This is a genomic window from Amycolatopsis sp. VS8301801F10, assembly GCF_046195355.1.
Classification (GTDB): Bacteria; Actinomycetota; Actinomycetes; order Mycobacteriales; family Pseudonocardiaceae; genus Amycolatopsis.
In genome coordinates this window covers 2,794,229-2,818,563 of record NZ_CP176065.1, presented here as the reverse complement: position 1 = coordinate 2,818,563, position 24,335 = coordinate 2,794,229, and the positions used below count along the sequence as shown (strand labels likewise).

20 protein-coding genes are annotated in these 24,335 nt (G+C 70.2%); 7 read left to right on the top strand and 13 right to left on the bottom strand.

All coding sequences use genetic code 11. From position 1 onward, the window contains the following. Window positions 1–894: 894 nt before the first annotated feature. The 4 genes from F9C11_RS13600 to mtrA form a co-directional block, all read right to left on the bottom strand. On the bottom strand, window positions 895–1,539 hold the full coding sequence (locus F9C11_RS13600) for a ComF family protein (RefSeq protein ID WP_409185221.1): 645 nt from the start codon (window positions 1,537–1,539) through the stop codon (window positions 895–897). A 339-nt stretch (window positions 1,540–1,878) separates the two neighbouring features. Continuing rightward, window positions 1,879–3,636: an LpqB family beta-propeller domain-containing protein gene (locus F9C11_RS13595; RefSeq protein WP_409185220.1), complete on the bottom strand. Its 1,758-nt coding sequence runs from the start codon at window positions 3,634–3,636 to the stop codon at window positions 1,879–1,881. After that, complete coding sequence (gene mtrB, locus F9C11_RS13590; protein WP_409185219.1) at window positions 3,633–5,363, bottom strand: MtrAB system histidine kinase MtrB; 1,731 nt, start codon at window positions 5,361–5,363, stop codon at window positions 3,633–3,635. Before mtrB ends, F9C11_RS13595 begins: the two co-directional genes overlap by 4 nt. Before the next feature lie 7 nt (window positions 5,364–5,370). Beyond that, complete coding sequence (mtrA, locus tag F9C11_RS13585) at window positions 5,371–6,048, bottom strand: MtrAB system response regulator MtrA (protein ID WP_037355684.1); 678 nt, start codon at window positions 6,046–6,048, stop codon at window positions 5,371–5,373. A gap of 173 nt (window positions 6,049–6,221) precedes the next feature. On the opposite strand from mtrA, the gene F9C11_RS13580 reads away from it, so the two are divergent. From F9C11_RS13580 to solA, 3 genes are all read left to right on the top strand, one after another. Continuing rightward, window positions 6,222–7,007: an IclR family transcriptional regulator gene (locus F9C11_RS13580; RefSeq protein ID WP_409185218.1), complete on the top strand. Its 786-nt coding sequence runs from the start codon at window positions 6,222–6,224 to the stop codon at window positions 7,005–7,007. 173 nt (window positions 7,008–7,180) lie between these two features. Further along, window positions 7,181–9,418: an FAD-dependent oxidoreductase gene (locus tag F9C11_RS13575; protein ID WP_409185217.1), complete on the top strand. Its 2,238-nt coding sequence runs from the start codon at window positions 7,181–7,183 to the stop codon at window positions 9,416–9,418. After that, complete coding sequence (gene solA / locus F9C11_RS13570) at window positions 9,415–10,539, top strand: N-methyl-L-tryptophan oxidase (protein WP_409185216.1); 1,125 nt, start codon at window positions 9,415–9,417, stop codon at window positions 10,537–10,539. Before F9C11_RS13575 ends, solA begins: the two co-directional genes overlap by 4 nt. Here the strand turns inward: solA and F9C11_RS13565 are convergent. Beyond that, a complete protein-coding gene (locus F9C11_RS13565; RefSeq protein WP_409185215.1) occupies window positions 10,529–11,431 on the bottom strand; it encodes an SDR family oxidoreductase in 903 nt (300 codons plus the stop codon). The two genes, solA and F9C11_RS13565, sit on opposite strands and share 11 nt — an antisense overlap. A gap of 83 nt (window positions 11,432–11,514) precedes the next feature. Between F9C11_RS13565 and F9C11_RS13560 the strand changes: the two genes are divergently transcribed. Next, window positions 11,515–12,087 (top strand): TetR family transcriptional regulator, encoded by a 573-nt coding sequence (locus tag F9C11_RS13560; protein ID WP_409185214.1) that lies wholly within the window; start codon window positions 11,515–11,517, stop codon window positions 12,085–12,087. On the opposite strand, the gene F9C11_RS13555 is transcribed toward F9C11_RS13560, so the two are convergent. Together F9C11_RS13555 and F9C11_RS13550 are read right to left on the bottom strand one after the other, a co-directional pair. Then, entirely contained in the window at window positions 12,084–12,725 is a 642-nt protein-coding gene (locus tag F9C11_RS13555) for a dTMP kinase (RefSeq protein WP_409185213.1), read from the bottom strand. The two genes, F9C11_RS13560 and F9C11_RS13555, sit on opposite strands and share 4 nt — an antisense overlap. 26 nt (window positions 12,726–12,751) lie before the next feature. Then, a complete protein-coding gene (locus F9C11_RS13550; protein ID WP_409185212.1) occupies window positions 12,752–12,997 on the bottom strand; it encodes a hypothetical protein in 246 nt (81 codons plus the stop codon). Between the two features lie 366 nt (window positions 12,998–13,363). Between F9C11_RS13550 and F9C11_RS13545 the strand changes: the two genes are divergently transcribed. Beyond that, a complete protein-coding gene (locus F9C11_RS13545) occupies window positions 13,364–14,326 on the top strand; it encodes a hypothetical protein (RefSeq protein ID WP_409185211.1) in 963 nt (320 codons plus the stop codon). A 3-nt stretch (window positions 14,327–14,329) separates the two neighbouring features. Here the strand turns inward: F9C11_RS13545 and F9C11_RS13540 are convergent, their stop codons facing one another. Next, entirely contained in the window at window positions 14,330–14,794 is a 465-nt protein-coding gene (locus tag F9C11_RS13540; RefSeq protein ID WP_409185210.1) for a YbaK/EbsC family protein, read from the bottom strand. Between the two features lie 47 nt (window positions 14,795–14,841). Between F9C11_RS13540 and F9C11_RS13535 the strand changes: the two genes are divergently transcribed. Further along, window positions 14,842–15,384 carry a helix-turn-helix domain-containing protein gene (locus F9C11_RS13535; RefSeq protein ID WP_409185209.1) on the top strand — a complete coding sequence of 181 codons (543 nt, stop codon included), beginning with the start codon at window positions 14,842–14,844 and terminating at the stop codon, window positions 15,382–15,384. A gap of 115 nt (window positions 15,385–15,499) precedes the next feature. On the opposite strand, the gene ahcY is transcribed toward F9C11_RS13535, so the two are convergent. Continuing rightward, the gene (gene ahcY / locus F9C11_RS13530; RefSeq protein WP_409185208.1) at window positions 15,500–16,972 is read right to left on the bottom strand and encodes an adenosylhomocysteinase; all 1,473 of its coding nucleotides are present in this window, start codon (window positions 16,970–16,972) and stop codon (window positions 15,500–15,502) included. A gap of 128 nt (window positions 16,973–17,100) precedes the next feature. On the opposite strand from ahcY, the gene F9C11_RS13525 reads away from it, so the two are divergent. Further along, the gene (locus F9C11_RS13525; RefSeq protein WP_409186899.1) at window positions 17,101–19,338 is read left to right on the top strand and encodes a hypothetical protein; all 2,238 of its coding nucleotides are present in this window, start codon (window positions 17,101–17,103) and stop codon (window positions 19,336–19,338) included. 109 nt (window positions 19,339–19,447) lie between these two features. On the opposite strand, the gene F9C11_RS13520 is transcribed toward F9C11_RS13525, so the two are convergent. The 4 genes from F9C11_RS13520 to manA all read right to left on the bottom strand — a co-directional run bounded on the left by F9C11_RS13520 (window position 19,448) and on the right by manA (window position 24,322). Continuing rightward, window positions 19,448–20,167, bottom strand: a complete 720-nt coding sequence (locus F9C11_RS13520; RefSeq protein WP_409185207.1) for an LPXTG cell wall anchor domain-containing protein — start codon at window positions 20,165–20,167, stop codon at window positions 19,448–19,450. Between the two features lie 290 nt (window positions 20,168–20,457). Continuing rightward, the gene (locus F9C11_RS13515) at window positions 20,458–22,002 is read right to left on the bottom strand and encodes an amino acid permease (RefSeq protein WP_409185206.1); all 1,545 of its coding nucleotides are present in this window, start codon (window positions 22,000–22,002) and stop codon (window positions 20,458–20,460) included. Between the two features lie 78 nt (window positions 22,003–22,080). Beyond that, window positions 22,081–22,995, bottom strand: a complete 915-nt coding sequence (locus F9C11_RS13510; protein WP_409185205.1) for a cation diffusion facilitator family transporter — start codon at window positions 22,993–22,995, stop codon at window positions 22,081–22,083. A gap of 94 nt (window positions 22,996–23,089) precedes the next feature. Then, window positions 23,090–24,322, bottom strand: a complete 1,233-nt coding sequence (gene manA, locus F9C11_RS13505; protein WP_409186898.1) for a mannose-6-phosphate isomerase, class I — start codon at window positions 24,320–24,322, stop codon at window positions 23,090–23,092. Window positions 24,323–24,335: the final 13 nt, after the last annotated feature.

Genomic DNA, 24,335 nt, shown 5'->3' with positions numbered 1-24,335 from the left:
CCGCCGCCCGGAAGGCCGAGCGCGCGAGCCCAAGTTTCACGCGGACGGCTCAACCCGGCGACACCCCGGACGCCGAGGGTGACCGCCCCGCCCAGCACAGCCGCCACCTCGGCGAACTGCCCCGGCTCGGGGGTGATTCCGGCCCTGACCCTCATGCCCGGACAACGGGCGACGACGGTGAGAGGTTCCCTCTTGACATCACTCGTGTAGGTGACACCTGGCGGTAGTGGACGTTCGAGCGAGAGTTGCCTCCCTGACGGGAATTGGGGCGGGTGTTTTCGGGCGACGGTTTTTGGAATCGTTCTGATTCAGCGGGGTTGCGGAGTGGACGATCGGTTTCCGGGGAACCGGATTCCGGTTTCGGGACTGCGCTTGCGGGCGCGGTTTCTTGGGACGCGGCGGATTCGCGGGCTGGGGGCAGGGCGCGTTCGGGTTTGGGACGCGGTTGCTGGAGCTGGCCCGCGAGGGAACCCGCGCAGCGAACCGGCCCAGGATCGCCCGGGCCCAGCGGCGACCCAGACTCGGCACGCCGGCTCGCGCACCGGCCCGGGGACGCGCAGGACCCGGACAAAGCCATCGGACCTGGCCCGCGAGGGAACCGAGCAGCGAACCGGCCCAGTACCAGATAAAGCCACCAGACCCGGCCCGCGACGGAACCCCACCGCGAACCAGCCCAGGACCAGCCGAGCCCCGGACCCCAGCGCGCAAACTCGCACAGCGCCCCGGCCCTGCACCCAGCCAAAGCCACCGACCCGGCTCGAGACAGAACCGCAGCGAACCAGCCCAGGCCTGCCCGGGACCCCGGACGAACCCACCGGGCCCGGACCGCGGCGGTTCCGCGGAGTCAACCGGGCCCATCGGCGTTCAGGTTTCGGACTTGGGACGGACTTCCTCTCAGACTGTCGCCAGCAGGGCGAGTACCGCCACCACCGGCACGCCCGCGTTTTTCAACGCCGTTACGCATGCGGCGGACGTGACGCCTGTGGTGAGCACGTCGTCCACCACCACGACCCTCGTGCCCGGCGGTGGACGGCCAGCCTCCGCGAAGCGCAATCGGCCTTCCAGGTTGGCCACGCGTTCCGCCCGGCTCAGGCCGACCGCGTCTTGTCCGCCCTTCAGCACCAGGGCAGGAGTGACGTAAGCCCCCGTCAGCCGGGCGGCTTCCCGAGCGATTCGCTGGACGTGCGGGCCGCCGCGGACGCGCGAAGCGGTTCGTCGGCTCGGGGCTGGGACGAGGCACCACGGACTGGCGCGCGGACCGCCGGAAGGCAACGCCAGCAGTCCGGCCGCCAGCGCTCGGCCCAAAAACGGAGCGACATCGCGACGGCGGCGTTCCTTGTATGCGATCAAGGTTCGTTTGGCGACGCCCGCGTAGCGCGCCAAGGCGTAAGCCGGGGCCAACGTCGCCAGCGGCGCGCGAAATACCGCAGTGGGGGACCCCCAGATCTTGGAGCAACCGGCGCACACGGGCGCGCCGCGGGTTTCACAGCCTGCGCAGTAGGTCGGCAGGAGCAGGTTCAACAGCAGTCTCAGCACCATGACTCTTAGTGTGCACCCGACCACCGACAGTTTTCGGGGCCGCGCGAGCGCAACACGAGCGCGGAGGGGCAAAAGGGTCCTCGGCAGGTGCCAACAGTCCCCGTGCTGACCGGACTCGGGAACCAGCCCACAACCGCCGCATTACCCGGACAGATGAGCGCGGAGCGGCAAAAGGTCCTCAGCAGCTGCCAACTGTCCCCGTGCTGACCGAACGCGGCAACCGGCCCACAACCCCGCATCACCCCGGATGGATGAGTGCGAAGGGGGCAACGGGGTCCTCGGCAGGTGCCACCAAAAGCTGTGCCGACCAAACGCGGCAACCGGCCAACAACCGCCGCATCACCCCGGATAGAACGGGTCCGCGTTCTGCATCGAGTGCGCCTGCGGCCGCCACACCTCGCCCAGTTCGGTGGCCGTCCACAGGCCTCCGGCGTCCGCGACCACGATCGGCTGGCTCGGGGCCGCCGCCACGGCTCGTACCGGTGCGGTGAGGTTCGAGCTGTTGTAGGCGTCCATTCGCCGTCCGTCCACCGACAGCCGCTGGACTGGCTGCGAGGGCGAGGACGTCGCGGCCACCAGGGTGTCCGGCGTCGAACCCCAGTCCACGTCCAGCACGTCCGTCAAGACCCCGGGCTGCAGCACTCGCGGCTCGCGCAAGGTGACTGTGTCGCCGCTGCGCACCACCGACGCCACGACCAGCTGGCCGTTCACCGTCGCGGCCACGCGGGCGCCGTCGCGGGAAAGCCGCAGGACGCCGATCGAGCCCAAGGCCAGCAGGTCGTTCGCGTTGACGCTCTGGCGCAGCCAGTGGCCGTTCGGGTCGAGGACCATCCGCGCGATGATCGAGTGGTCCACGACCGTCCACACCTCGTTCGACGGGCCGGCCCCGGACTGCGCCGGACGCCAGGTCGGGCGGCTCAGCGAACCGCCGCCGAGGTCGACCGTCGGCAGGTCGCGGCCGAGGTCGCCGATGCGCAGCCGGACGCGGTCGCCGTCGTGCTCGACCACCGCGAGGCGTTTGCCGTCGATCGACTGGGCCGCGCTCACCACCGGGTACGCGCCGTTGCCCACCGCGCCCGCGATCGGCGCGCCGTCGCTGAGCGAGCGGACGCGGCCGCCGACCGTCATCAGTCCGTTCGGCGACGAGGAAGCGTTGTACGAGGGCAGATCGCTGCTGCGCCAGTATTCGTGGCCGGCCACGAGCGGCGCGCCGTCGGCGAGAAGCCGGATCCGGGTGGACGTGACGGTCTGCATCGACAGCACGATCTGAGCGGCGATCAACGACCGCGTGTCCGGGCCGACCCCGGTGAGCCCGCTCAGCTGCACGGTCAGCGAGCCGTCGTCGTTGTTCTTCACGTTGTTCTCGAGCGACACCCCGTCGCCGAACAGGTTTTTCACCGCGCCGGTGAGTCCGGCCGACGGTCCCTGCAGGATCAGGTCCATCACCCGCCCCGGCATGCCGGACTGCGGTTTCGCCGGGACGTAGCGCAGGTCCGGCGCGAAGGAGCCGGAGTCGGCGGAGTAGAAGCTCACCGAGACCGGGTTGTAGTTGCCCTCGAACTCGTCGTCGGTCACCAGCAGCACCGGCGGGGGCGGGCTGGAGATCCGCCACTGCCCGTCGGCCTGCTTGTGCACCTGGAAGGTCTGCTCGGCCGGGCCGCTGCCGGGAATGAACGCCGAGTCCGCGCTCAGCGTGCCGAGCACCGAACCGCGCACGGTGACGGTGCGGACGTTCGGGTCCGGCGCGGCCGAGGAGGGAGTGGGCGTGGTGGTGGCGCCAGTGCTGGCCGCGGTGTCGTAGACCGTGCTGAAGGTCTTGTCGATGATCGTGAACGAGCGGTTCGGCCGCCACGCGCCGCGTTGTTTCTCGTCGAGGAACGCCCGCGAGGCCGCGTTTCCCGACCGCGGATCGGCGTTGGCCTTGATGAACAGCCGCACGATGTCGAGCGGTTCGGCGTTGGCCGGCGGCTCCGGCGCGTTGTTGGCCTGCTGCGGAGCCTTTTCGACGGACACCACGACCGGCAGCGATTCCTGCGGTACGTTCGCGCAGCTCACGAGCACCAGTGCGCAGGCGAGAAGGACGAGCACTCGCCTCACTGACCGACCTCCTCCCGGTCCGGGGCCGGATCGGCCAGGATCGCCTCCGGCGCGGGGTGCAGTTCGGCGACCGACGACGGCGACAGCGTGATTTCCGAAACCGCGTCGGGCGGCGGCAGCACCAGCGGGCTGTCCGCGATCGGCACGCCTTGCCGCCGCGGCACCACGAGGCGGAAGCACGCGCCGTGCCCCGGCTCGCCCCACGCGTCGAGCACGCCGCCGTGCAGCCGCGCGTCCTCCTGGCTGATCGCGAGGCCGAGCCCGGTGCCGCCGGTGCGCCGGTTGCGCGACGGGTCGGCGCGCCAGAACCGGTTGAACACCAGCTCGGCCTCCCCCGCGCGCAGGCCGACGCCGTAGTCCCGGACGGTGATCGCGACCGCGGACTCGTTCACCGCGACCGTCAGCACCACCGGTTTGCCCTCGCTGTGGTCGACGGCGTTGGCCAGCAGATTGCGCAGGATCCGTTCGATCCGCCGCGCGTCCACCTCGGCGGAGGCGTCCTCGTCCGGCAGCACCAGTTCGACCGCGCTGCCGGCGGTTCCGGCGAGCACCCGCACCTGCTCGACCGCGCGCGTCGCGATCGGCCGCACGTCGATGTACTCCGCGGAAAGCTCCTCGACCCCCGCGTCGAGCCTGCTGATCTCCAGCAGGTCGCCGAGCAGCGCCTCGAACCGGTCCAGCTCGTCGACCAGCAGCTCGGTGGAGCGGGCGAGGCCGGGCGGGAACTGCTCGCGGGACGCGTGCAGCACGTCGGCGGCCATCCGCACGGTGGTCAGCGGGGTGCGCAGCTCGTGCGACACGTCGGAGGTGAACCGGCGCTGCAGGCCGCCGAATTCCTCGAGCTGGCGGATCTGGTTCTGGATGCTGGCCGCCATGCCGTTGTAGGACACCGCGAGTTTGGCGAGGTCGTCCTCGCCCACGACGGCGAGCCGCTGGTCGAGGTCGCCGCCGGCGAACTGCTCGGCCGCCGCGACGGCTTGCCGGACCGGCCGCACCACCTGCCGGACCACCAGGTTCGTGATGCCGGCGAGCAACAGCAGCAGCACGATCCCGGCGACGAACAGCGTGTTCTGCACCGTCGACACGGTCGTCTGCTCGCTGGTGAGCGGGAACAGCAAATAGAGCTGCAGCGGACTGGCCGCGGTCGCCAGCGGGGTGCCGACGATCAGGTAAGTGGTCCGTACCCCGTTCTCGTCAACGGTGTGCTCGAGCCGCGCGAGATGGTCGGCCTCGACGAACTGGCGCAGCCGTTCCGGCACCGCGGCGAAGGGCCCGACGAACACCGGGTCGGCGTCCGACTGACCGCGCCCGACGCTGGCCAGCACCGGTTCGAAGGTGCCCGCGGTGGAACCCGCGCGCGACGAGGACGTGGTCGAGATCTTCTTGAGCGCGTTCTGCAGCCGCGTGTGCAGCGCTTCGGCGGACTCGCCCCCGACGCCGACCAGCTCCCGCGCGGCGGTGTCGGCCAGCGCCTGGGTCTGCTCGATCGCGGCCCGGCGTTTGGTGTCCAGCAGCCGTTCGGTGATCTGGTTCTGCAGGACCATGCCCAGCACGAACACCACGGCCGAGGACAGCGCCAGCGTCGAGATCGTGACGCGGAACTGCAGCGAGTGCTTCCACAGCTCGTTGAACGCCACCGCGCGGCGGCGGGCGAAAACCACGATCCGGCCGGAAAGCCGGGCCGCGGCGCGGACGGCGGCGCGCAGCCGCCCCGCGAAACCGGTCATCGCACGCTCACGGCGGGCCGGCCTTGTACCCGACTCCGCGCACCGTCAGCACCACCTCGGGGTGCTCCGGGTCCTTCTCCACCTTCGAGCGCAGGCGCTGGACGTGCACGTTCACCAGCCGGGTGTCGGCCGCGTGCCGGTAGCCCCACACCTGTTCGAGCAGCACCTCGCGGGTGAACACCTGGCGCGGCTTGCGGGCCAGCGCCACGAGGAGGTCGAATTCGAGCGGCGTCAGCGGGATCGCCTTGCCGTCGCGGGTGACCTCGTGTCCGGGAACGTCGATCGCGAGATCGCCGATGGTGAGCGATTCGGCGGGCTCGGCCTCGGTGCGGCGCATCCGGGCGCGCACACGGGCGACGAGTTCCTTCGGCTTGAACGGCTTGACCACGTAATCGTCGGCACCGGACTCGAGCCCGAGCACGATGTCCACGGTGTCGCTCTTCGCGGTGAGCATGACGATGGGCACGCCGGACTCGGCGCGAATCGCCTTGCACACGTCGATGCCGTTCATGCCGGGCAGCATGAGGTCGAGCAGGACCAGGTCCGGTTTCAGCTCCCGCAGCGCGGGCAGCGCCCGCGAACCGTCCGCGACCACCGCGGTGTCGAACCCCTCGCCGCGGAGCACGATGGTGAGCATCTCCGCCAACGCCGGGTCGTCGTCGACCACCAAGACACGTGCCTTCATGACCACATGTTCGCACTACCGCCCGCACCCGTGCGCACGACCCGCGCGTTTGACCACCGGAAAGATCAAGATCACCGGCCCGGTTGGGCCATCCGGACCCCTCCGGCGTCCGGCGGCGGCCGGATTCGCCCGCTCAGCCGAACAGATCGCAGCCGAACGGTTACTGTTGCGCTATGCGGAACCAGGACTCGGGAAACGCAACGGGAAGCGCGGTGCAGTCCGTCGACCGGGCGATCACGGTCCTGGAGCTGCTGGCCCGCAACGGCGAAACCGGCATCACCGAGATCGCCGGAGAGCTGGGCGTGCACAAGTCGACCGCGTCCCGGCTGCTGAGCGTGCTGGAGGCGCACGGGCTGGTCGAGCAGCTGGGCGAACGCGGCAAGTACGCGATCGGCTTCGGCGTGGTCCGGCTGGCCGGCGCCGCGACCGGCCGGATGGACCTGGCGAAGCTCGGCAGGCAGACCTGCCAGACGCTCGCCGAGGAGCTGGGCGAGACGGTCAACATCGCGATCGCCGACGACGGCGTCGCGATCAACATCAGCCAGGCCCGCGGGTCGGCCGCGATCACCACGCAGAACTGGACCGGACAGCGCACGCCGCTGCACGCCACCTCCAGCGGCAAGGTGCTGCTGGCCGCGATGGACGAGGCCGAGCGCAAGCGGATGCTCGCGCACGAACTGGAGCAGTACACGCCGCGCACCACGGTCGACCGCGACGAGCTGGCGGCCGAGCTGGACCGCGTCGCCGAGGACGGTTACGCGGCCTCGTTCGAGGAGCTGGAACTGGGCATGCACGCGGTCGCGGTGCCGGTGCGCGGCCCCGGCGGCGAGGTGGTCGCGGCGATGAGCGCGTCCGGTCCGTCCTACCGGCTGTCGAAACAGCGGATCCGGCAGATCGTCGCGCCGATGACCGAGGCGGCCCGGGAACTTTCCGCTCAGCTTGGCTACTTTTCCGCCTGAGGCCCGCTCCCTTGACAGCGCGCCCGCGATCCCGCAATTTGTGAGTTGCAGCAGACGGAACATCGATCTCCATCCGCAACGCTTCCGATCCCCGGCGGGGGCGTTCCGGCATGCCTGTCTCGTCCCGAGCCGGGCCGTCCGCGCGACGGCCGGCAGGCAGGAGGTACCTCGCGATGGCAGTGCGACCGCGGGTGGTTGTGCTCGGCGGCGGGCTCCTCGGCTGCGCGGTCGCCGACGAGCTGACCGAACGGGGCTGGACCGACGTCACCGTCCTCGAACCGGAACCGGCGCTCGTTTCCGCCGGGCCGGGGCTGCTTTTCCGCACGCACGCCGACCGCACGGCGTCCGAGTTCGCCAAATACACCGCGGAGAAATACAGCGGGCTGACCGTCGACGGCGGCTGGTGCTTCCAGCCGGTCGGAAGCCTGGAACTCGCGACCACGCCGGAGCAGCTTTCCCAGCTGCGGCAACGGCTTGGCTGGGCGACGTCGTCCGGCGTGCGGGGCTATCTGCGCGAACCGGGCGAATGCGCCCAGCTGCATCCGCTGCTCGACTCCGCGAAGGTGTCCGGCGGCCTGCACCTGCCCGGCGACGGGCTGGTCAAACCGGTCCGCGCGGCTCTCGCACAGGCCCGCCGGGCCAAGGAGCGAGGCGCGAAATTCCTTACCGGGCAAGAGATTGCCGAGATCGTGCGCACGGCGGGCCGGGTGACCGCGGTGGCGACGGCGACCGATCGGTTCCGCGCCGACGTCGTCATCTCGTGTGCCGGAGTGCGCGCGCCGCAGTTCGGCCGGCTGGTCGATCTCCCGGTGCCAGTGGTGCCGATCGCCGTCGACCACGCACGCACCACGCCGCTGGCGCAGCTCGCCGGGGACAACGATCACTTCACCGAGGCGGACAAACCGATCCTGCGCGCGGGCGGCTTGTCGCTGCGCGAGCACGTCGACCGGCTGGGCATCAGCGCGCTGGGTCCGGTCGAAGCCGACGCCGCGTTCGCCCCGGCGGGCTTCGAGGAGTCGTGGACGGCCGCACTCGGGTTGGTGCCCGCGCTCGCCGACGCGAAGGTCGAGGAGGGAGCCCGGCAACTCGTCCCGGGTACGCCGGACGGGTTGCCCCTGCTGGGCGAACATCCGGATCTCGACGGGTTCTGGGTCGCCGAAGCGCTGACCTGTGCTTGGTCCGCCGGGGTCGCGCGAGAGCTGACGCGCTGGCTCATCGAGGGGCAAGCGCATCTCGACCTGCACTCCGTCGACCTCGCCCGGTTCGATCGGCTGCAGCTCGCGCCTGGCCGCGTTCGGGAGCGGAGTCTGGCGGCGGCGGGTCACCAGCGCGCGGCGACGGAACTGCTGCGCACCTCGCCCTGCTACGAACGCGAAGTCGCGCTGGGCGCGGAGTTTCGCGAGGAAGACGGCTGGGCGCGGCCTCAGCGGTACTCCGCTGGCGGGCGCGCGGAAGCGATCGCGGCTCGGAGCGGGGTGGCGTTGTTCGACCTGACCCCGCGGCGACGGCTGGAGATCACCGGCCGCGGCGCGCTGCCGTTCCTGCAGACGATGACCACGAACCAGCTCGACCGTCCGCCCGGCTCCGTCACCAATACGTTGCTGCTCGGCGAAGACGGCGGCGTCCGCAGCGACCTCACCGTCGCCCGGCTCGGCGTGGAGCAGTTCCACGTCGCCGCGCGCCATCACCGGGACGTGGCCTGGCTGCGCCGTCACCTTCCCGGCGACGGCTCGGTCCAGCTGCGCGAAACCACCGGCGGCACCTGCTGCCTCGGCCTGTGGGGACCGCTCACCGAGCACGTGCTGCCCGAACTGTCCACATCGGACTCCCGGGTCTGGCGGACGTACGTCGGCGACGTGCCGGTGACCGTGCTGCGCGGGTCTGACGTGGGCGAACCCGGCTGGGAGCTGCACACCGGCGCGGAGCTCGGCCGGGCGCTGTGGGACGCGGTCTGGGCGGCTGGCCGGCCGTACGGGATCGTCGCGGCCGGCGAGGACGCGCTGCGCAGCCTCCGGATGGAGGAGGGGCACCGGAACTGCGGCGTGGACGTGACCACCGAGCACGATCCGTACGAGGCCGGCCTCGGGTTCGCGGTGCGGATGGACAAGGGCTACTTCCTCGGCCGGGACACGCTTCTGCACCGTTCTCCCTCGACGGTGCGCCGGAAACTGGCGTGCTTGGTGGTCGACGACGCGCATTCCGTAATGCGCGGCCGGGAACCGGTGTACGTCGACGGCCGCCCGGCGGGATACGTCACGAGCGGCGCTTACGGCTACACCATCGACAAAAACCTGGCCTACGCCTGGCTTCCCGTGGAGGACGCCCGGCCGCGGACGCCAGTGGACATCGAGCACTTCGGGAAACGGCTCGCGGCGAAGGTGGCCGCGGAGCCGTTGAGGAGCGGTGAATGACGCATTACGACGTGATCGTGGTCGGGCTCGGCGGAATGGGCAGCGCGGCTGCCTACCGGCTGGCGCGACGGGGCCAGAAGGTGCTCGGGATCGACCAGTTCGCGCCGGTGCACAACCTCGGTTCGAGCCACGGCGGTTCGCGGATCACGCGGCAGGCATACCTCGAAGGTCCGGATTACGTGCCTCTGCTGCTGCGCGCCCACGAGATGTGGGACGAACTCGAACGCGACTCCGGCCGCTCGCTGTTCACCCGCTGCGGTGCGGTGATGGGCGGACCGCCGGAGTCGCGCACGATCGCGGGCAGCACGCTTTCCGCGGAGAAGTTCGACATCCCGCACGAAATCCTGGACGCGGCCGAGATCCGGCGCCGGTTCCCCACCATCACCCCGGCCGAGGACGAGGTGGCGCTGTGGGAGCCGGGCGCCGGTTTCGTGTCGCCCGAAGGAAGCGTCGCCGCACACCTGCAGCTCGCCGCCCGCCACGGTGCCGAACTGCACCACGAGGAGCAGGTTTTCACCTGGACCAGCACGGAAACCGGGGTGCGCGTCGGCACCGCTTCGAGTTACTACACGGCCGAGCGGCTCGTGCTGTGCCCGGGAGCGTGGGCACCGGTGCTGCTCGCGGACCTAGGCGTCGATTTCGAGGTGCGCCGTCAGGTCCAGTACTGGTTCGAACCGGAGGACGTGCGGCCGTTCGTCGATCATCCCGTCTACGTCTGGGAAACCGCGGAAGGCGGCCAGTTCTACGGATTTCCCGCGCACACCTCGCAAGGCGTCAAAGTCGCCGTGCACCTCGGCGGCACGCCGTGCACCGCCGACACGATCGACCGGCGGATCCACGACGACGAGGTACGCGCGGTCGCGGACGTCGTCGGCTCCCGGATGCCGACGCTCCCAGCGACCTTCCGCCGCGTGGCGACCTGCCTCTACACCAACACGCCGGACGAGCACTTCGTGATCGCGCCGCACCCGAAGCATCCGCGAGTGGTGGTGGCGTGCGGGTTTTCCGGGCACGGCTTCAAATTCGTGCCGGTGGTCGGGGAAATCCTCGCCGAGCTGATCGTCGACGGGACGACGCGGCATCCGATCTCGCTGTTCGATCCGGCGAGGTTCACGCCGTAGCGAAGTAGTGCTCTTCCGCCAGGTCTTCAAGCAGGCCAGGGTGTTCCGGCTGCCAGCCGAGGAGTTCACGGGTGCGCGCGGCGGACGTCGGAGCGTCGGCCTGCACCATCGGGGCCAGGAACGCGAAGTGCGCCGCGGCTTCCTCCGGCGGGATGGACTTCGCCGGGACCCCGAGCCGCGCGCCGATCGTCTCGGCGATCTGCCGGAGCGAGACGGCTTCGTCGCCGACCGCGTGCAGCAGGCTTCCGGCCGGAGCGCTCTCCAAGGCCAGCCGGTAGAGCCGGGCCGCGTCGAGCGTGTGTCCGGCGGACCAGCGGTTGGCCCCGTCGCCGACGTACGGCGAAACCCCGGCCGCGCGAGCGAAGCGGATCATGGTCGGGACGAATCCGTGCTTGTCGAGCGAACTGTGCACCGACGGCGGCAGCCGCACGACTGACGAGCGGACGCCGTCTTCGGCAAGCCCGAGCACGTAGTTTTCCGCGTCGACGCGCGAGCCGCCGGGAAGACGGTCGTCCTCGGTCCCGGTGCGGCCCAGCCCGGCGAGCATCAAGGTGCCGGAGGTCGAGACCAGCGGCTTGCCGGTGCCGGCGAGAGCTTCGCCGAACGCCTTCAGCGCGGCGAGGTCCGCTTCGACCGCGCCGGCGAACTCGCCGCTGGCCATCAGGTCGTGCTTGAACGCCAGGTGCACGACGCCGTCCGCTTCGGCGGCCGCCTCGCGCAGGCCGTCGAGGTCGTCGAGATCGCCGCGCCGCACCCGCGCCCCGCGTTCGGCGAGCGCCGCGGCGGAGGCCTCCGACCGGGCGAGGCCGACCACCTCGTGCCCGGCGGAGAGGAGTTCGGGAACGAGGGCCGAGCCGACGTGCCCGCTGGCCCCGGTGACGAAAACCCGCATGGCTGTCCTTTCAGGGTTGATGACACCTAGTGCCATCACTGTACGCCTGATGTCATCAGGTGTCATCACCTAGACTGGACGGCATGGGCCGCTGGGAACCGAACGCACGGCAACGCTTGGCGCAGGCCGCGCTCGACCTGTTCACCGAACGCGGCTACGACCAGACCACGGTCGCCGAAATCGCCGAGCGCGCCGGGCTCACGAAACGGACCTTCTTCCGCTATTTCGCCGACAAGCGCGAGGTGCTGTTCGGCGGGCAGGAGGAACTGACCCGGCTGTTCTCCGAAGGCATCTCCGGGGCGCCAGCGGACGCGACGCCGTTCGAAGCGGTCGGCGGGGCATTGGATGCCGTGGCGGCGGTTTTCACCGGCGAGCGGCTGGCTCAGGCCCGGGCCCGGCAGCCGGTCGTGGCGGCGAACAGCGAACTGCTCGAACGCGAATTGCTCAAGCGCACCAAGATGGTCGCGGCCATGCACGACGCGCTCGCCGCACGCGGGATCAAGGAGCCGACCGCGCTCATCGCGGCCGAATTGGGCTGCCTCGCGTTCACGACGGCCTTCCACCGGTGGGTCGAGGCAGGCAACCGACGGGAGTTCGGCCCGCTGGCCGTCGAAGCGCTCGCCGAGGTGCGCACCGCCACCGCGGCACTGGGCTAAGCCAGCAGGGACTTCGCCAGCATCGGCAAATCAACCCCAGCCACGCCGTCCAGCACATGCCACGGCGCGAGCCACGACGCTGCGGCCAGCTCGTCGTACACCGCGGCGCAACGCTGCTGCAGCGAGTCGTCCGACTCGAACGCATCGCGCGCCCTTGCCGCGTCCGACTCCGCTCGGCGGACTGCTCGCTCGGCAGCGACCTCCGGGCTCACCCGCAGCAGCAGGTGCGCGTCCGGACGCGGCAGGCCGAACCGCATGACCTCGAGGTCCCAAACCCACTGCACCACAGCGCCATCCGCGTGCTCGCGCAGCCGTGCGGCGGCGTACGCGGCGTTCGAGGCGACGTAGCGGTCCAGCAGGACCACGTCGTTGGCCGCGAGCAGCGCGCGGATCTCGTCGGCCGCACCGCTGCGGTCGAGGGCGTAGAGCAGCGCCATCCCGTACACCGAGTCGGCGAGGTCGCCGTGCCCGCGGTGCAGCGCTTCCCGCACCAGATCCGCGTGCACGCTGCGGCCGTAACGCGGGAAGGCCAGAGTGCCGACGCTCGCGCCGGCGTCTTCCAGCGCAGCAGTCAGCCCCTCGGACAGCGTCCGCTTGCCCGCGCCGTCCAGACCTTCGATTACGACCAGTCGCCCCACCTGGTCGAAGATACTTGGTGGGGTGCTCAGGCCGTCTCGCGGCGCGCGCGGACGTAGCCGAGGTAACCCACCGGCACCGCGATCAGCAGGCCGGCGATGCAGAGCAGCGGAATCCAGTCGTCGCCGTGCGGCTGGGCCGGCGTGCTCTGGCCGTCCCTCGACACCACCTCGGCGCGCGGCGCGGTCGTAAGGTGGGCGTTGCCGGCGCCGGCGGGCTGCGCCGCGCCCGCGCCCGGAGCCGACACCGGCAACGCCAGGCCCGTGAACGCCACGAGGAGCAGCAAGCGTCCGACGTGCCTTCGGCAAGTGGTCGAGGACCGCCGGACCCGCCCGGCAGTGCTCCCCACGTGATTCGGTTTCCCCAGACCCACGACGCACCTCCCGCCTAGACGTGGCCAGTGGTGGTCACCACGGTGAACCGGTCGATCACTCGGAGCAAGATGCCCGTCCGGCTAGGAGGGTGTTCCGGGTCCGCCGTGGAACACGGAACGGTTACCCTTCCGTGGCCAAGCACACCAAACGGGGGCCGGACCCGTGACCGCGCGCTGCTAACGTGAACGTTCCGCGGCATTCACGCCCAGCGCACGGGCGGCGTTGAAGGGACAGCGGTGGCACGAGACGGGGATGGCCCACTGATCATGGAACCTGGCCGGCGCGGCGCGGGTGAACTGCCGCCCGAGCTAGGCGAAGCACTGCGATCCGGAGAATTCCACCAGGCGCTGCGGCTCGCGATCGCGCATCGCGGCCTGTCGCTCGCCCGGCTGCGGGCGCATCTCGCGCTCCGCGGCGTCCACATCGGACAGTCGACGCTGAGCTACTGGCAGCGCGGCCTGCGCCAGCCGGAGGTGCCGAAGGCGCTGCCCGCGGTCCGCGCGCTGGAATCGGTGCTGCAGCTGCCCGCGGACTCGCTCGTGGTGCTGATCGGCCCGCGCACCGCGCGCCCGCGCGGGCACCAGGCCGCGGCGTCGTTCCACGACCTGCGCTCGGGCGAGATGGGCGCGATCGTCGAGCAGCTGATGAGCGACCTCGGCGCGGCTCCGGCGTCCCGGCAGTCCAACTCCGACCTGGAAATGCTGTCGGTGCACGACCAGATCACCATCGACGAACACAAACATCAGGTGAAATTTCGCACCCGGCTGGTCACCCGCGCGCGGCGGCACGGACCGGACCGGTACGTGGCGGTCTACAACGGCGATCCCGGCTGCCGGATCGACGACGTCGAGCTGATCACCGCGGAAGGCTGCCGCGTCGGCCGGATCCGCAGGCATCCGGCGCGCGAGACGATGGCGACCGAGCTGCTTTTCGACCGGAAGCTCGCCGAGGGCGAAATCCATGTCTTCTGTTTTGAAATCCACGACAATTCCGCGGTGACGTTCCCCGGTTACTACCGGATGCTGCGCGACCAGTGCGCGAGCTATCTGCTGCAGCTGCAGTTCGCGCCCACCGCGATGCCCGCCCGGATCACCCGGGAGGTCCGCGCCCGCGACGACGCCCTTCCGGTCGAGGCGGAGGAATTGCCGTGCGACACCGGCGGCGTGACGAGCGGGTATTTCCGCGACACCGGCCCGGGGCTGGCCGGCATCGCGGTGGAATGGAACTGAGCTTTACCCGTCCACCCGCATCGGCGTGCCCTTGGTGATCCGGACCAGTTCGTCGAACGTCGTCGGGAAGACGGCGTTCGGCGTACCGGCCGCGGCCCACACCCGCGAATACTGCCGCAACGCCTCGTCGACCACTGTCTCCAGCGGAGCCGGATGCCCGACCGGCGACACGCCGCCGATCACCTGGCCGGTGGCCGCGCGCACCTCGTCCGGCTTGGCCCGGCGGATCCGGCCGCGCCCGAGCCGCGCGGCGAGCGCCTCGACGTCCACCCGGTGCGCGCCGCTGGTCAAGACCAGCAGCGGGGCGTCGTCGGCCACGAAGACCAGGCTGTTCGCGATCGCGCCGACCTCGCAGCCGAGCGCCTCCGCCGCCTCGGCCGCCGTCCGCGTGGACTGCGGGAGCGTCCGCGCCCGTCCTTCGACGCCCGCATCGTCGAGCGCGTCCTGCACGTTGTGCACTGCCGACATCCGCACACCTCCAGCTGTTCTGTAAACAGAACACTAGACTAGGCCGGGTGTCGACGTCACCCGCCCCGGACGGCCGCGCCCTCGCCGCGGCGGTCGGTACCCGCATCCGCACGCTGCGCACCCGCGCGGGCGTCGGCCTGACCACGCTCGCCACCGACAGCGGCCTCGGCAAGGGAACGCTGTCAGAACTGGAAAACGGCCGCCGCAACCCGACGCTGGACACGCTGTTCGCCATCGCCACCGCGCTGTCGATCCCGTTGAGCGACTTGCTCTTCGGCGACGACGGCGTGGCCGAAGCCCACGGCGACAGCGTGGCCGCGACCCTGCTCGGCCGCTGGGAGGACCCCGACGGCGTGACGGAGGTGTACCGGCTGACGATCCACGAGCGGGTCCAGGTTTCGCAGCCGCACCGCCCTGGCGTGCGGGAAGTGCTGACCGTGCTCACCGGAACGGCGGAGGTGGGGCCGATGGACGCGCCGGTGACAGTTTCCGCGGCCGGGACGCATACGTTTATCGCGGAAACGGAGCATGTTTACCGCGGAATTGGCGGACCGGCTACTGCGGTGCTGACGATGCGGTATCCGCGTTAGCGGACGAGGAGCCCGCTGGCTTTTGCCCATTCTCCCCGAGTCCGGTCGAGCGCGTTTTCATTTGCAGACAAAAGCCGCCCCGAAACGAATTCCGGGGCGGCTTCGAGGTCAGCGATCAGTAACGGTAGTGCTCCGACTTGAACGGGCCCTCGACGTCCACGTCGATGTATTCCGCCTGTTCCTTCGACAGCTTCGTCAGCTCGCCGCCGAGGGCTTCCAGGTGGATGCGGGCGACCTTTTCGTCCAGCTTCTTCGGGAGGCGGTAGACCTCCTTGTCGTACTCCTCGGTCTTGGTGAAGAGCTCGACCTGCGCGATGACCTGGTTCGCGAAGCTGTTCGACATCACGAAGCTCGGGTGCCCGGTCGCGTTGCCCAGGTTCAGCAGGCGACCCTCGGACAGCACGAGGATGCTCTTGCCGTCCGGGAACACCCACTCGTCGACCTGCGGCTTGATGTTCACGCGCCGCACGCCGGGGTAGCGGGCGAGGCCGGCCATGTCGAGTTCGTTGTCGAAGTGGCCGATGTTGCCGACGATGGCCTGGTGCTTCATCCGCGCCATGTGCTCGACCATCACCACGTTCTTGTTGCCGGTGGTGGTCACGTAGATGTCGCCCTGGTCCAGCACCGACTCGAGGCGCTTGACCTCGTAGCCGTCCATCATCGCCTGCAGCGCGCAGATCGGGTCGATCTCGGTGACGATCACCCGGGCGCCCTGGCCGCGCAGCGATTCCGCCGCGCCCTTGCCGACGTCGCCGTAGCCGCAGACCACCGCGACCTTGCCGCCGATCAGCACGTCGGTGCCGCGGTTGATGCCGTCGATCAGCGAGTGCCGGATGCCGTAGCGGTTGTCGAACTTCGACTTGGTCACCGAGTCGTTGACGTTGATCGCCGGGAACAGCAGCTCGCCGGCGGCCGCCAGCTGGTACAGCCGCAGCACGCCGGTGGTGGTTTCCTCGGTGACGCCCTTCACGCCCTGCCCGATGGCGGTCCACTTGCCCGGCTCCGCCGCGACCGAAGCGCGCAGCAGCTCCAGGAAGACCTTCCATTCCTCGGGGTCCTCGTCGTCGGCGGGCGGAACCACGCCCGCCTTGTCGTACTCGGTGCCCTTGTGCACCAGCATGGTGGCGTCGCCGCCGTCGTCGAGGATCATGTTCGGGCCTTCGCCCTCCCACGTGAGCATCCGCTCAGTGCACCACCAGTATTCCTCGAGCGTTTCGCCCTTCCACGCGAACACCGGGACGCCCTTGGGCTCCTCGGGCGTGCCGTGCGGCCCGACGACGACCGCGGCCGCGGCGTGGTCCTGCGTGGAGAAAATGTTGCACGAGGCCCAGCGCACCTCCGCGCCGAGCGCCACCAGCGTCTCGATCAGCACCGCGGTCTGCACGGTCATGTGCAGCGACCCGGCGATTCGCGCCCCGCGCAGCGGGTAGACCTCAGCGTATTCGCGACGCAGCGCCATCAGGCCGGGCATCTCGTGCTCGGCCAGCCGGATCTCCTTCCGGCCGAACTCGGCGGCCTCGAGATCGGCGACGGCGAATTCGATGCCGCCCCGGGTGTCGTGCCGCTTGACAACGCTTTCGGGGGTCATAGTGCGGTTCCTCCAAGGTTTGATGGCACCTGAACAGTACCGTTGTCGGCTCGACCCTGACTCGAACGGATGAGGAGAGAACCACCGTGCCCGCCCCGCTCCCCGGCCCTGACACCCGCATCGTCGAAATGAGGGTGTCCGGACTCGTGGGCACGAGCGGCGAGACGCTCCTCGACACGGTCCAGACCGTCGACGTCGCCGGCGACGAACTCGGCCGCGTGGTGCGCCCGGCCGACCGGCTGCGGCGTCCGGCTCCCGGTCCGGTGGTGCCCGCGCTCGGCCGGTCGATCCCGCGCACTGTCGAAGGCTACCTGTGGAGCGGCATGACGTCCGGCGGCGTCGCGAAGGCCGCCTGGGCGCTGCTGTTCCCGTTCTCGCTGGCGAACGTCGCGTTCTGGATGCTGCCGCCGGTGCACCGCGGCCGCTGGCTCGGCGGACTGTGCCGCGGCCTGCTGCGGATCGCCGCGGTGCTGCTCACCATGCTGCTGGTCAGCCAGGTCGCGGCGGCGGTGCTGGACCTTGTCGCGACGCAGTGCCTCGCTCCCGGACGCGGCTGCCTCACCTGGGTGACCCCGGAACTGCGCAAGGGACCGCTGCGGATCGGCATCGGCGTGGCGGTGCTCCTCGCGCTGGTCTACGCCCTGCACCGGATCTCGTCCACGAACTGGCGGGTGCGCCCGCCCGAACATCCGATCCGCAAAGGCGCTCCGATGCGGTTGCGCGCGGATCCGGAAGCGCCCGGAATGTCCGCGATCCACGCGGTTGCCGCACTCGCCTGCATTGCCTTGCTCTTGCTGGGCGGACCATTTCACGTGCCCACGAAAATCCCGCAATTGATCGGGTGGATTTGCACGCTCGCGCTGGTCCTCGCCGTTTTGGTCGCGGGCGCGATCGGCAGCGACGCGGGCGCCATCGCGCGCCGGACCTTGATCACCTTCGCGACGCTGCTGGTCGTCTACGCCGCCGTGCTGGCCGTCCCGGTCGACAACCGGCTCCCCGGCGTCGACACCACCGTCGAAGGCCTCGGCGGCTCCCTGCTGGTAGTCACCCTGCTGTTCGCCCTCGCGCTGATCCCGTCGGCGCTGCTGGCCCGTTCCGCCTGGCGCGACCGCCCCCGCCGGCTCCGCCCGTGGCTCGGCGGCTGGGCAGCGGCTCCGGTACTCGCACTCGCCGGACTCCTCGGCGGCGGTTTCGGCGCCGGCTTGGCGATCGCCGTCCGAAAACTGCTCCGCGCCGACAAGCTTGCCCTGCCCACGACGTACGACCTGGTCACCGTGCTGTGGGGCGGCGGACTGGGCCTGATGGCCCTGCTCGCCATCGCCGGATACGCCATCGCCGTCCCGCTGCGCCGCCGCCGGCGCGGCATCCCGCCCATCGTCGAACTGATGGAACACGACGAGCAACAGGAACAAGACGCTGCCCGGGCTTGGGCGCGTTCCGCGTGGGAACGCCGCCACCTGCACCACCTGGCCGTGATCGTCGCGCTCGGCCTGTGTGTCGGCGCGATCGCGCTGCTGGTCGTCCGCTTCGGGTTCAATCTGCAGCCAAGCTGGTTCACCACAGTCTCGGCGATCGGCGTATTCGCGCTGGGCGCACTGGCCGCCGGTCTGCTGCGAGTGGTCTACTCCGCGGCCCGTTCGCCGCAACGAAGCCGCCACCTGGGCGCACTGGCGGACCTCGTGTCTTTCTGGCCCCGCGCCGCCCACCCCGGCGTACCGCCTTGCTACGCGCTCAAAGTCGTCCCCGAACTGGCCGCGCGAGTCAAGGAACACCTGGCCGAACCCGGCACGCGAGTCGTGTTGTCGGGCTTGAATTTGGGCAGCGTCCTGACCGTGCTCACCGCCGCCCAACTCTGCGCCGAACTCCCGCCAGACGAACGCGACCGAGTCGGCCTTCTCACCGCGGGGTCCCCGCTGCAGTGGGGCTACCAACGCGCCTTCCCGGCAGTGCTGCCCCAAGACTCGCTGGCAGAGCTGTTCTCCGCATTGGACGGCCGCTGGCGCGCACTGTGCCGGGGAACAGACATCTTCGGCGGCGGCGTAACCACCTGGCGTCACCAAACGAGCAACGGCCACCTGCTGGGCGAGGGCTACCTCCCGGATGGCAAATGGGGAGCCCTGGAAGCAACCCCGGACGACGCGGGAGTCCTGGTCCTCGGCGGCGACCACTGGGTCCCCGACCCCCTGCGCAACCCCGACGGCCGTCACCGCTGGGCCCCAGGAGTCCTCAAACACACCGAATATCTGGCCGACCCGGAATGGGACAACGCCGTGGCCATGGCCGCGGGCCTGGGCCGCCCGAACGGCAGAGCAAGGACGCTAGGCGAACAAGGCTCCCTCTTCGGCGACCTGCCTCGCCCGCGCTAGGCCGCCAGACGCGCCCAGCGCCTCCCCCGCACTCCGATGCGAAGCCCCCCCCCCGGTTCGGGGGTGTTTGCCAAGTCATCTCCCCCGCCTTGGCAAACACCCCCAACTATCAGTTAGTACCCCGGCGACGCAGCTTCAGCAGCACCAACAACCCGCCACCGGCGACAATCAACACCCCGGCCACCCAGAACAACCAGGCATTGTCGAACCCAGTGTTGGCCAACCCGCCGCCAGTCCCGTTCTGATTCCCCGCCGGAACCGCGGCCGGAGCGCTGGTCGTAGCAGGAGCGGAGGTCGCCCCGCTCGGAGCCGACGAGGTCGCCGGCGTCCCCGGCGTCGTGGTCGGAGCTTCCGAAGTCGGCTGCTCCGGAGTCGTGGTCGGCGTCTCCGAAACCGGCGGCTTGGTCGGCGCGGTCTTGGTGCCGCACGCGAACCAGTGGCTGATCGTCGGCAGCTGGTCGCCGCGGTTGAACGGCGAGCGCAGCTTCTCCCACGGCGGCGTGGCCGACAGGCCCTTCTTGCCCGGTACGTACACGTTGAAACCGGGGCCGCCCTTGACCACGATCGCGGTGACCGTGACGCCCTCGCGCACCGCCGTGACGTTCAGGTACTGGTCCGTCTTCGTGCCGCCGGTGACGGTGAGGTCGCCCGCGGCGAGCAGCTCGCCGGGCACTTTCGCCTCGGCGCACGTGCTCGCCTTGCCCTCGACCGGCTTCGCCCGGTCGTCGTCCGTGGTGCAGGCGAGCGCCGAGGTCGCGGTGCCGAGCAGGGCCAGTCCGGCCACCGCGGCGACCGTGAAACCAGCGCGAAGTCTGGTGCTGATGGGCATGGAGTTGCTCCTCAAGGAAAAATCCGAACGGGGGATAAGACACGCGGAGAACTGCGACCCTCCGTAGGAACCCCGACCACTGTTCGTGCGAATTACCCGAGAGTGATTAACCCGTCAGAGGGAAGACGACGCGGAGGGTATCGCACCCTCCGCAGGCCTTCCCTGGTGGGCCCGAGCAGCCGCCCGAACTGAGATTCGCGAGTTGCGCATCCGTGACCACCTGCTGGCCCACCACGCGAAACGGCCCGCCGCCCACTACGGGCGACGGGCCGCTGAGCAGCGAAAACCGGTCAGTCGGCGACCGGCGGCGCGGAGCCGGAGACCACTCCGCCCTGGTCCACTCCCGACTGGCGCTTGCCGAGCAGCGAGTGCCGGCGGCTGTAGGCGAAGTAGATGACCACGCCGAGCACCATCCAGGCGACGAACCGCAGCCAGGTCAGTACGGTCAGGTTCAGCATCAGCCACAGGCAGGCCAGGATCGCCAGCGGCGCGATGACCCACACGCCCGGGACGCGGAACGCCCGCGTCAGGTCCGGACGGGTCTTGCGCAGCACCAGCACGCCCGCGGACACCAGGATGAACGCGAACAGCGTGCCGACGTTGACCATTTCCTCGAGCTTGTCGGCCGGGAAGAACGTCGCGCCTGCCGCGACCAGGGCGCCGACCACGAGCGTGGCGCGCTTCGGCGTCCCGCGGTCGCTCGTCTTGGCCAGCGCGCGCGGCATGAGGCCGTCGCGGGACATCGCGAAGATGATCCGCACCTGGCCGAGCATCAGGACCATGACGACGGTGGTGAGCCCGGCCAGCGCGCCGACGGAGATGACGTTCGCGGCCCAGTCGACGCCGTTCGCGGAGAACGCGGTGGCGAGCGTCTTGTGGCTGCCGTCGCCCGCCGAGGTCGACAGGTCGGTGTAGGGCACCATGCCGACGACCACGAGCGACACCGCGACGTACAGCACGGTCACGATCGCCAGCGAACCGAAAATGCCGCGCGGCACGGCCCGCTGCGGGTTGCGGGTCTCCTCCGCGGTGGTCGCGACGATGTCGAACCCGATGAACGCGAAGAACACGATCGACGCCCCGGCCAGCAGGCCGAAGATGCCGAAGGTGCTGCTGCCGCCGCCCGCGATGAGCGAGAACAGCGACTGGTCGACGCCGCTCGACCCGGATCCGGCGGGCTTGCCCTCGGGGACGAACGGCGTGTAGTTGCTGGCCTTGATGTAGAAGAAGCCCAGGATGACCACGAACAGCACGACGGCGACCTTGATGCCGGTGATCACCATCGAGAACCGCGACGACAGCTTCGTGCCGAGCACCAGCAGCGTCACCAGCGCGGCCACGACGATGAACGCGCCCCAGTCGATGCCGAAACCGCCGCCGAGATCGATCGACGTCTTGGTTCCCTTGCCGAAGAGGTACTCCAGCACCGTCTGCAGATAGGACGACCAGCCCTTGGCCACCGCGGCGGCGCCGACGGCCAGCTCCAGGATCAGGTCCCAGCCGATGATCCACGCCATGAACTCGCCGAAGGTGGCGTAGGAGAACGTGTACGCGCTGCCCGCGACCGGGACGGTGGAAGCGAATTCGGCGTAGCACAACGCGGCGAGCGCGCAGGCGATCGCCGCGATCACGAACGCGACGGACACCGACGGCCCGGCGAAGTCGCCCGCGGTGCGCGCGGTGAGCGTGAAGATGCCGGCGCCGATGACCACCGCGACGCCGAAGACCGTGAGGTCCCACGCGCTCAGGTTCCTGCGGAGTTTCGTCTCCGGTTCATCGGTGTCCGAAATGGACTGCTCGATTGATTTGGTGCGCCACAACCCAGTGCCGGGCAACGTTGACCTCCTGCGGTGACCTTCGTGGGGACCGGGCGCCACCCTAGCGTGTCAGTTGGGCGCCAGCTGTCCGGACAGTCAGCGCGCCGCGCGGTCGAGGTCGGGCTCCAGGTAAATCAACGTCGCGACGGGGACCTTCGCGCGCACGCGGGCCTCGGCGTCGTCGATCGCGGTGGCGATGGCGGCGGTGTCGAGTCCGGGCACGAGCGCGAGCTTCGCGGCGACGAGCAGTTCGTCCGGGCCGAGGTACTGGGTGCGGATGTGGATGACGCGCTCGACCTTGCCCGCGGCCAGTTCGTCCACAATGGTCGCGAGGTCGGTCTCGGTCGCGCCCTCGCCGATCAGCAGGCTCTTCATCTCGACGATCAGGATGATCGCGATGACGCCGAGCAGCACGCCGATGAAGACCGTGCCGATGCCGTCGAACACCGGGTCGCCGGTCAGCACCGAAAGCCCGACGCCGAGCAACGCGAACACGAGGCCGAGCAGCGCGCCGGAGTCCTCCAGCAGCACGACCGGCAGCTCGGGCTCCTTGGCCTGGCGGATGAACCGCCACCAGCTCGCGTTGCCCTTGATCTTGCGGGATTCCCCCATCGCGGTGAGGAAGCTGTAGCCCTCGAGACAGATCGCGACGACGAGGATGGCCACCGCGACGACCGGCGTCTCCAGCGGCTGCGGCTCGATGATCTTGTGGATGCCCTCGTAGAGGGCGAACGCCGCGCCGAGGGTGAAGAGCATCAGCGCGACGATGAAGGAGTAGAAGTACCGCTCGCGGCCGAACCCGAACGGATGCTCCCGGGTGGCGCGCCGCTTGGAGGTCTTCTGCCCGAGCAGCAGCAGCCCCTGGTTCGACGTGTCGGCCAGCGAGTGCACCGCCTCCGCCAGCATCGACGACGACCCGGTGACCAGGAAGCCGACGAACTTGGCCACCGCGATCCCGGCGTTGGCGGCGAGCGCCGCGATGATCGCCTTGGTTCCCCCGCCAGCTGACACTTCCCGCTCCCTGCTCCGCGCCCGAATTGCCCGGTGGGAGCCTAGAGGAGCCTTGGCGGCGCGGAGCGCTGGGCCTGACAATCAGCTGGTCAGGTCACAACTCGCAAGATCCGGCGGTAGCCCGGAACAGCTGCGACTTCTCCCCGCCCAGCGGCCGTACCCGCACCGCCGGGTCCGCGGCGGGCAGCCAGACCGACTGGCCCCTCCGCAGTTCCACCCGTTCCCCGTCCGAAGCGAGCACCAGAAGGTCCCCTTCGGTGCACAGCAGGATCTGCGGTCCGGCCGAGTCGACCTCCAGCTCGGCGTCGTCCCCTGCCGCCCATTCCATGCGCGACAGTTCGAATTCCGGGGCGTCGGTGTGGTACACCGCCATTCGCTGGCCGGCGCATTCTCCGTGCTGCACCGGCATTTCCCCGCACGCGAAGTCGACCACGCGCAGCAGCTCCGGCACGTCCACGTGCTTCGGGGTGAGGCCGCAGCGCAGGATGTTGTCCGAGTTCGCCAGGATTTCCACCGCGGTGCCGTGCAGGTACAGGTGCAGGTTCCCGGCGGGCAGGTAGATCGCTTCGCCGGCGCGCAGGGTCAGGCGGTTGAGCAGCAGCGCGGCCAGCACGCCGGCGTCGCGCGGGTGTGCCTCGCCCAGTTCCAGGATCGTGCGGCATTCCGTCGCGAACTCGCCGTGGTCCTGGACGTGCCGGACGCACGCGTCGAGCACCTCCGGCAGCAGTTCGTCCAGCGCGGACTGCGGCAGCGTGATCCAGGTGGTGAACAACGCACGCAGGCCGGCCGGGTCCGGTTGGGCTTCCAGCAGGCCGGTGTACTTGCCCAGCCCGGGCGTCTCGATCGCCTTCAGCAGCTTGACCGTGCGGTTCGGGTCGCGGAACCCGGCCAGCGCGTGGAACTCCGTCAGCGCGCAGACCAGCTCCGGCTTCGCCGTCGGGTCCGGGTAGTTGCGGTTCGCGGCGTCGCGCGGGATGCCCAGCTTCTCTTCGCGGGCATGGCCTTCCGCGGCCTGCGCCGCCGACGGGTGCGCCTGCATCGACAGCGGTTCTTCCGCGGCGAGGATCTTCAGCAGGAACGGCAGCCGGTTGCCCCAGCGCCGCGCGCAGTCCTCGCCGAGCTGGCCGACCGGATCGGCGTCGACGAGTTCGAGCAGGCTCAGTTCGGTGCCGTCCGGGCCGAGCACGTGCGACGGGTCCCCTGGGTGCGCTCCCATCCACAGCTCTGCCTCGGGGTGCGGCGCCGGCACCGGACGTCCCTGCAGCTGTGGGATGGCCGTTCGCGATCCCCAGGCGTAGGGCCGTACGGCGTTGCGCAACAGCTCCACTGTCAACTCCCAA

What these genes read in the sequence shown, in the direction of transcription:
- F9C11_RS13520 (WP_409185207.1), bottom strand. Translation starts at nt 20,167, where the DNA reads ATGCCCATCAGCACCAGACTTCGCGCTGGTTTCACGGTCGCCGCGGTG.
- F9C11_RS13575 (WP_409185217.1), top strand. Translation starts at nt 7,181, where the DNA reads ATGGCAGTGCGACCGCGGGTGGTTGTGCTCGGCGGCGGGCTCCTCGGC.
- F9C11_RS13540 (WP_409185210.1), bottom strand. Translation starts at nt 14,794, where the DNA reads ATGTCGGCAGTGCACAACGTGCAGGACGCGCTCGACGATGCGGGCGTC.
- ahcY (WP_409185208.1), bottom strand. Translation starts at nt 16,972, where the DNA reads ATGACCCCCGAAAGCGTTGTCAAGCGGCACGACACCCGGGGCGGCATC.
- F9C11_RS13565 (WP_409185215.1), bottom strand. Translation starts at nt 11,431, where the DNA reads ATGCGGGTTTTCGTCACCGGGGCCAGCGGGCACGTCGGCTCGGCCCTC.
- solA (WP_409185216.1), top strand. Translation starts at nt 9,415, where the DNA reads ATGACGCATTACGACGTGATCGTGGTCGGGCTCGGCGGAATGGGCAGC.
- F9C11_RS13600 (WP_409185221.1), bottom strand. Translation starts at nt 1,539, where the DNA reads ATGGTGCTGAGACTGCTGTTGAACCTGCTCCTGCCGACCTACTGCGCA.
- F9C11_RS13580 (WP_409185218.1), top strand. Translation starts at nt 6,222, where the DNA reads ATGCGGAACCAGGACTCGGGAAACGCAACGGGAAGCGCGGTGCAGTCC.
- F9C11_RS13545 (WP_409185211.1), top strand. Translation starts at nt 13,364, where the DNA reads ATGGAACCTGGCCGGCGCGGCGCGGGTGAACTGCCGCCCGAGCTAGGC.
- F9C11_RS13560 (WP_409185214.1), top strand. Translation starts at nt 11,515, where the DNA reads ATGGGCCGCTGGGAACCGAACGCACGGCAACGCTTGGCGCAGGCCGCG.
- mtrB (WP_409185219.1), bottom strand. Translation starts at nt 5,363, where the DNA reads ATGACCGGTTTCGCGGGGCGGCTGCGCGCCGCCGTCCGCGCCGCGGCC.
- F9C11_RS13525 (WP_409186899.1), top strand. Translation starts at nt 17,101, where the DNA reads ATGAGGGTGTCCGGACTCGTGGGCACGAGCGGCGAGACGCTCCTCGAC.
- mtrA (WP_037355684.1), bottom strand. Translation starts at nt 6,048, where the DNA reads ATGAAGGCACGTGTCTTGGTGGTCGACGACGACCCGGCGTTGGCGGAG.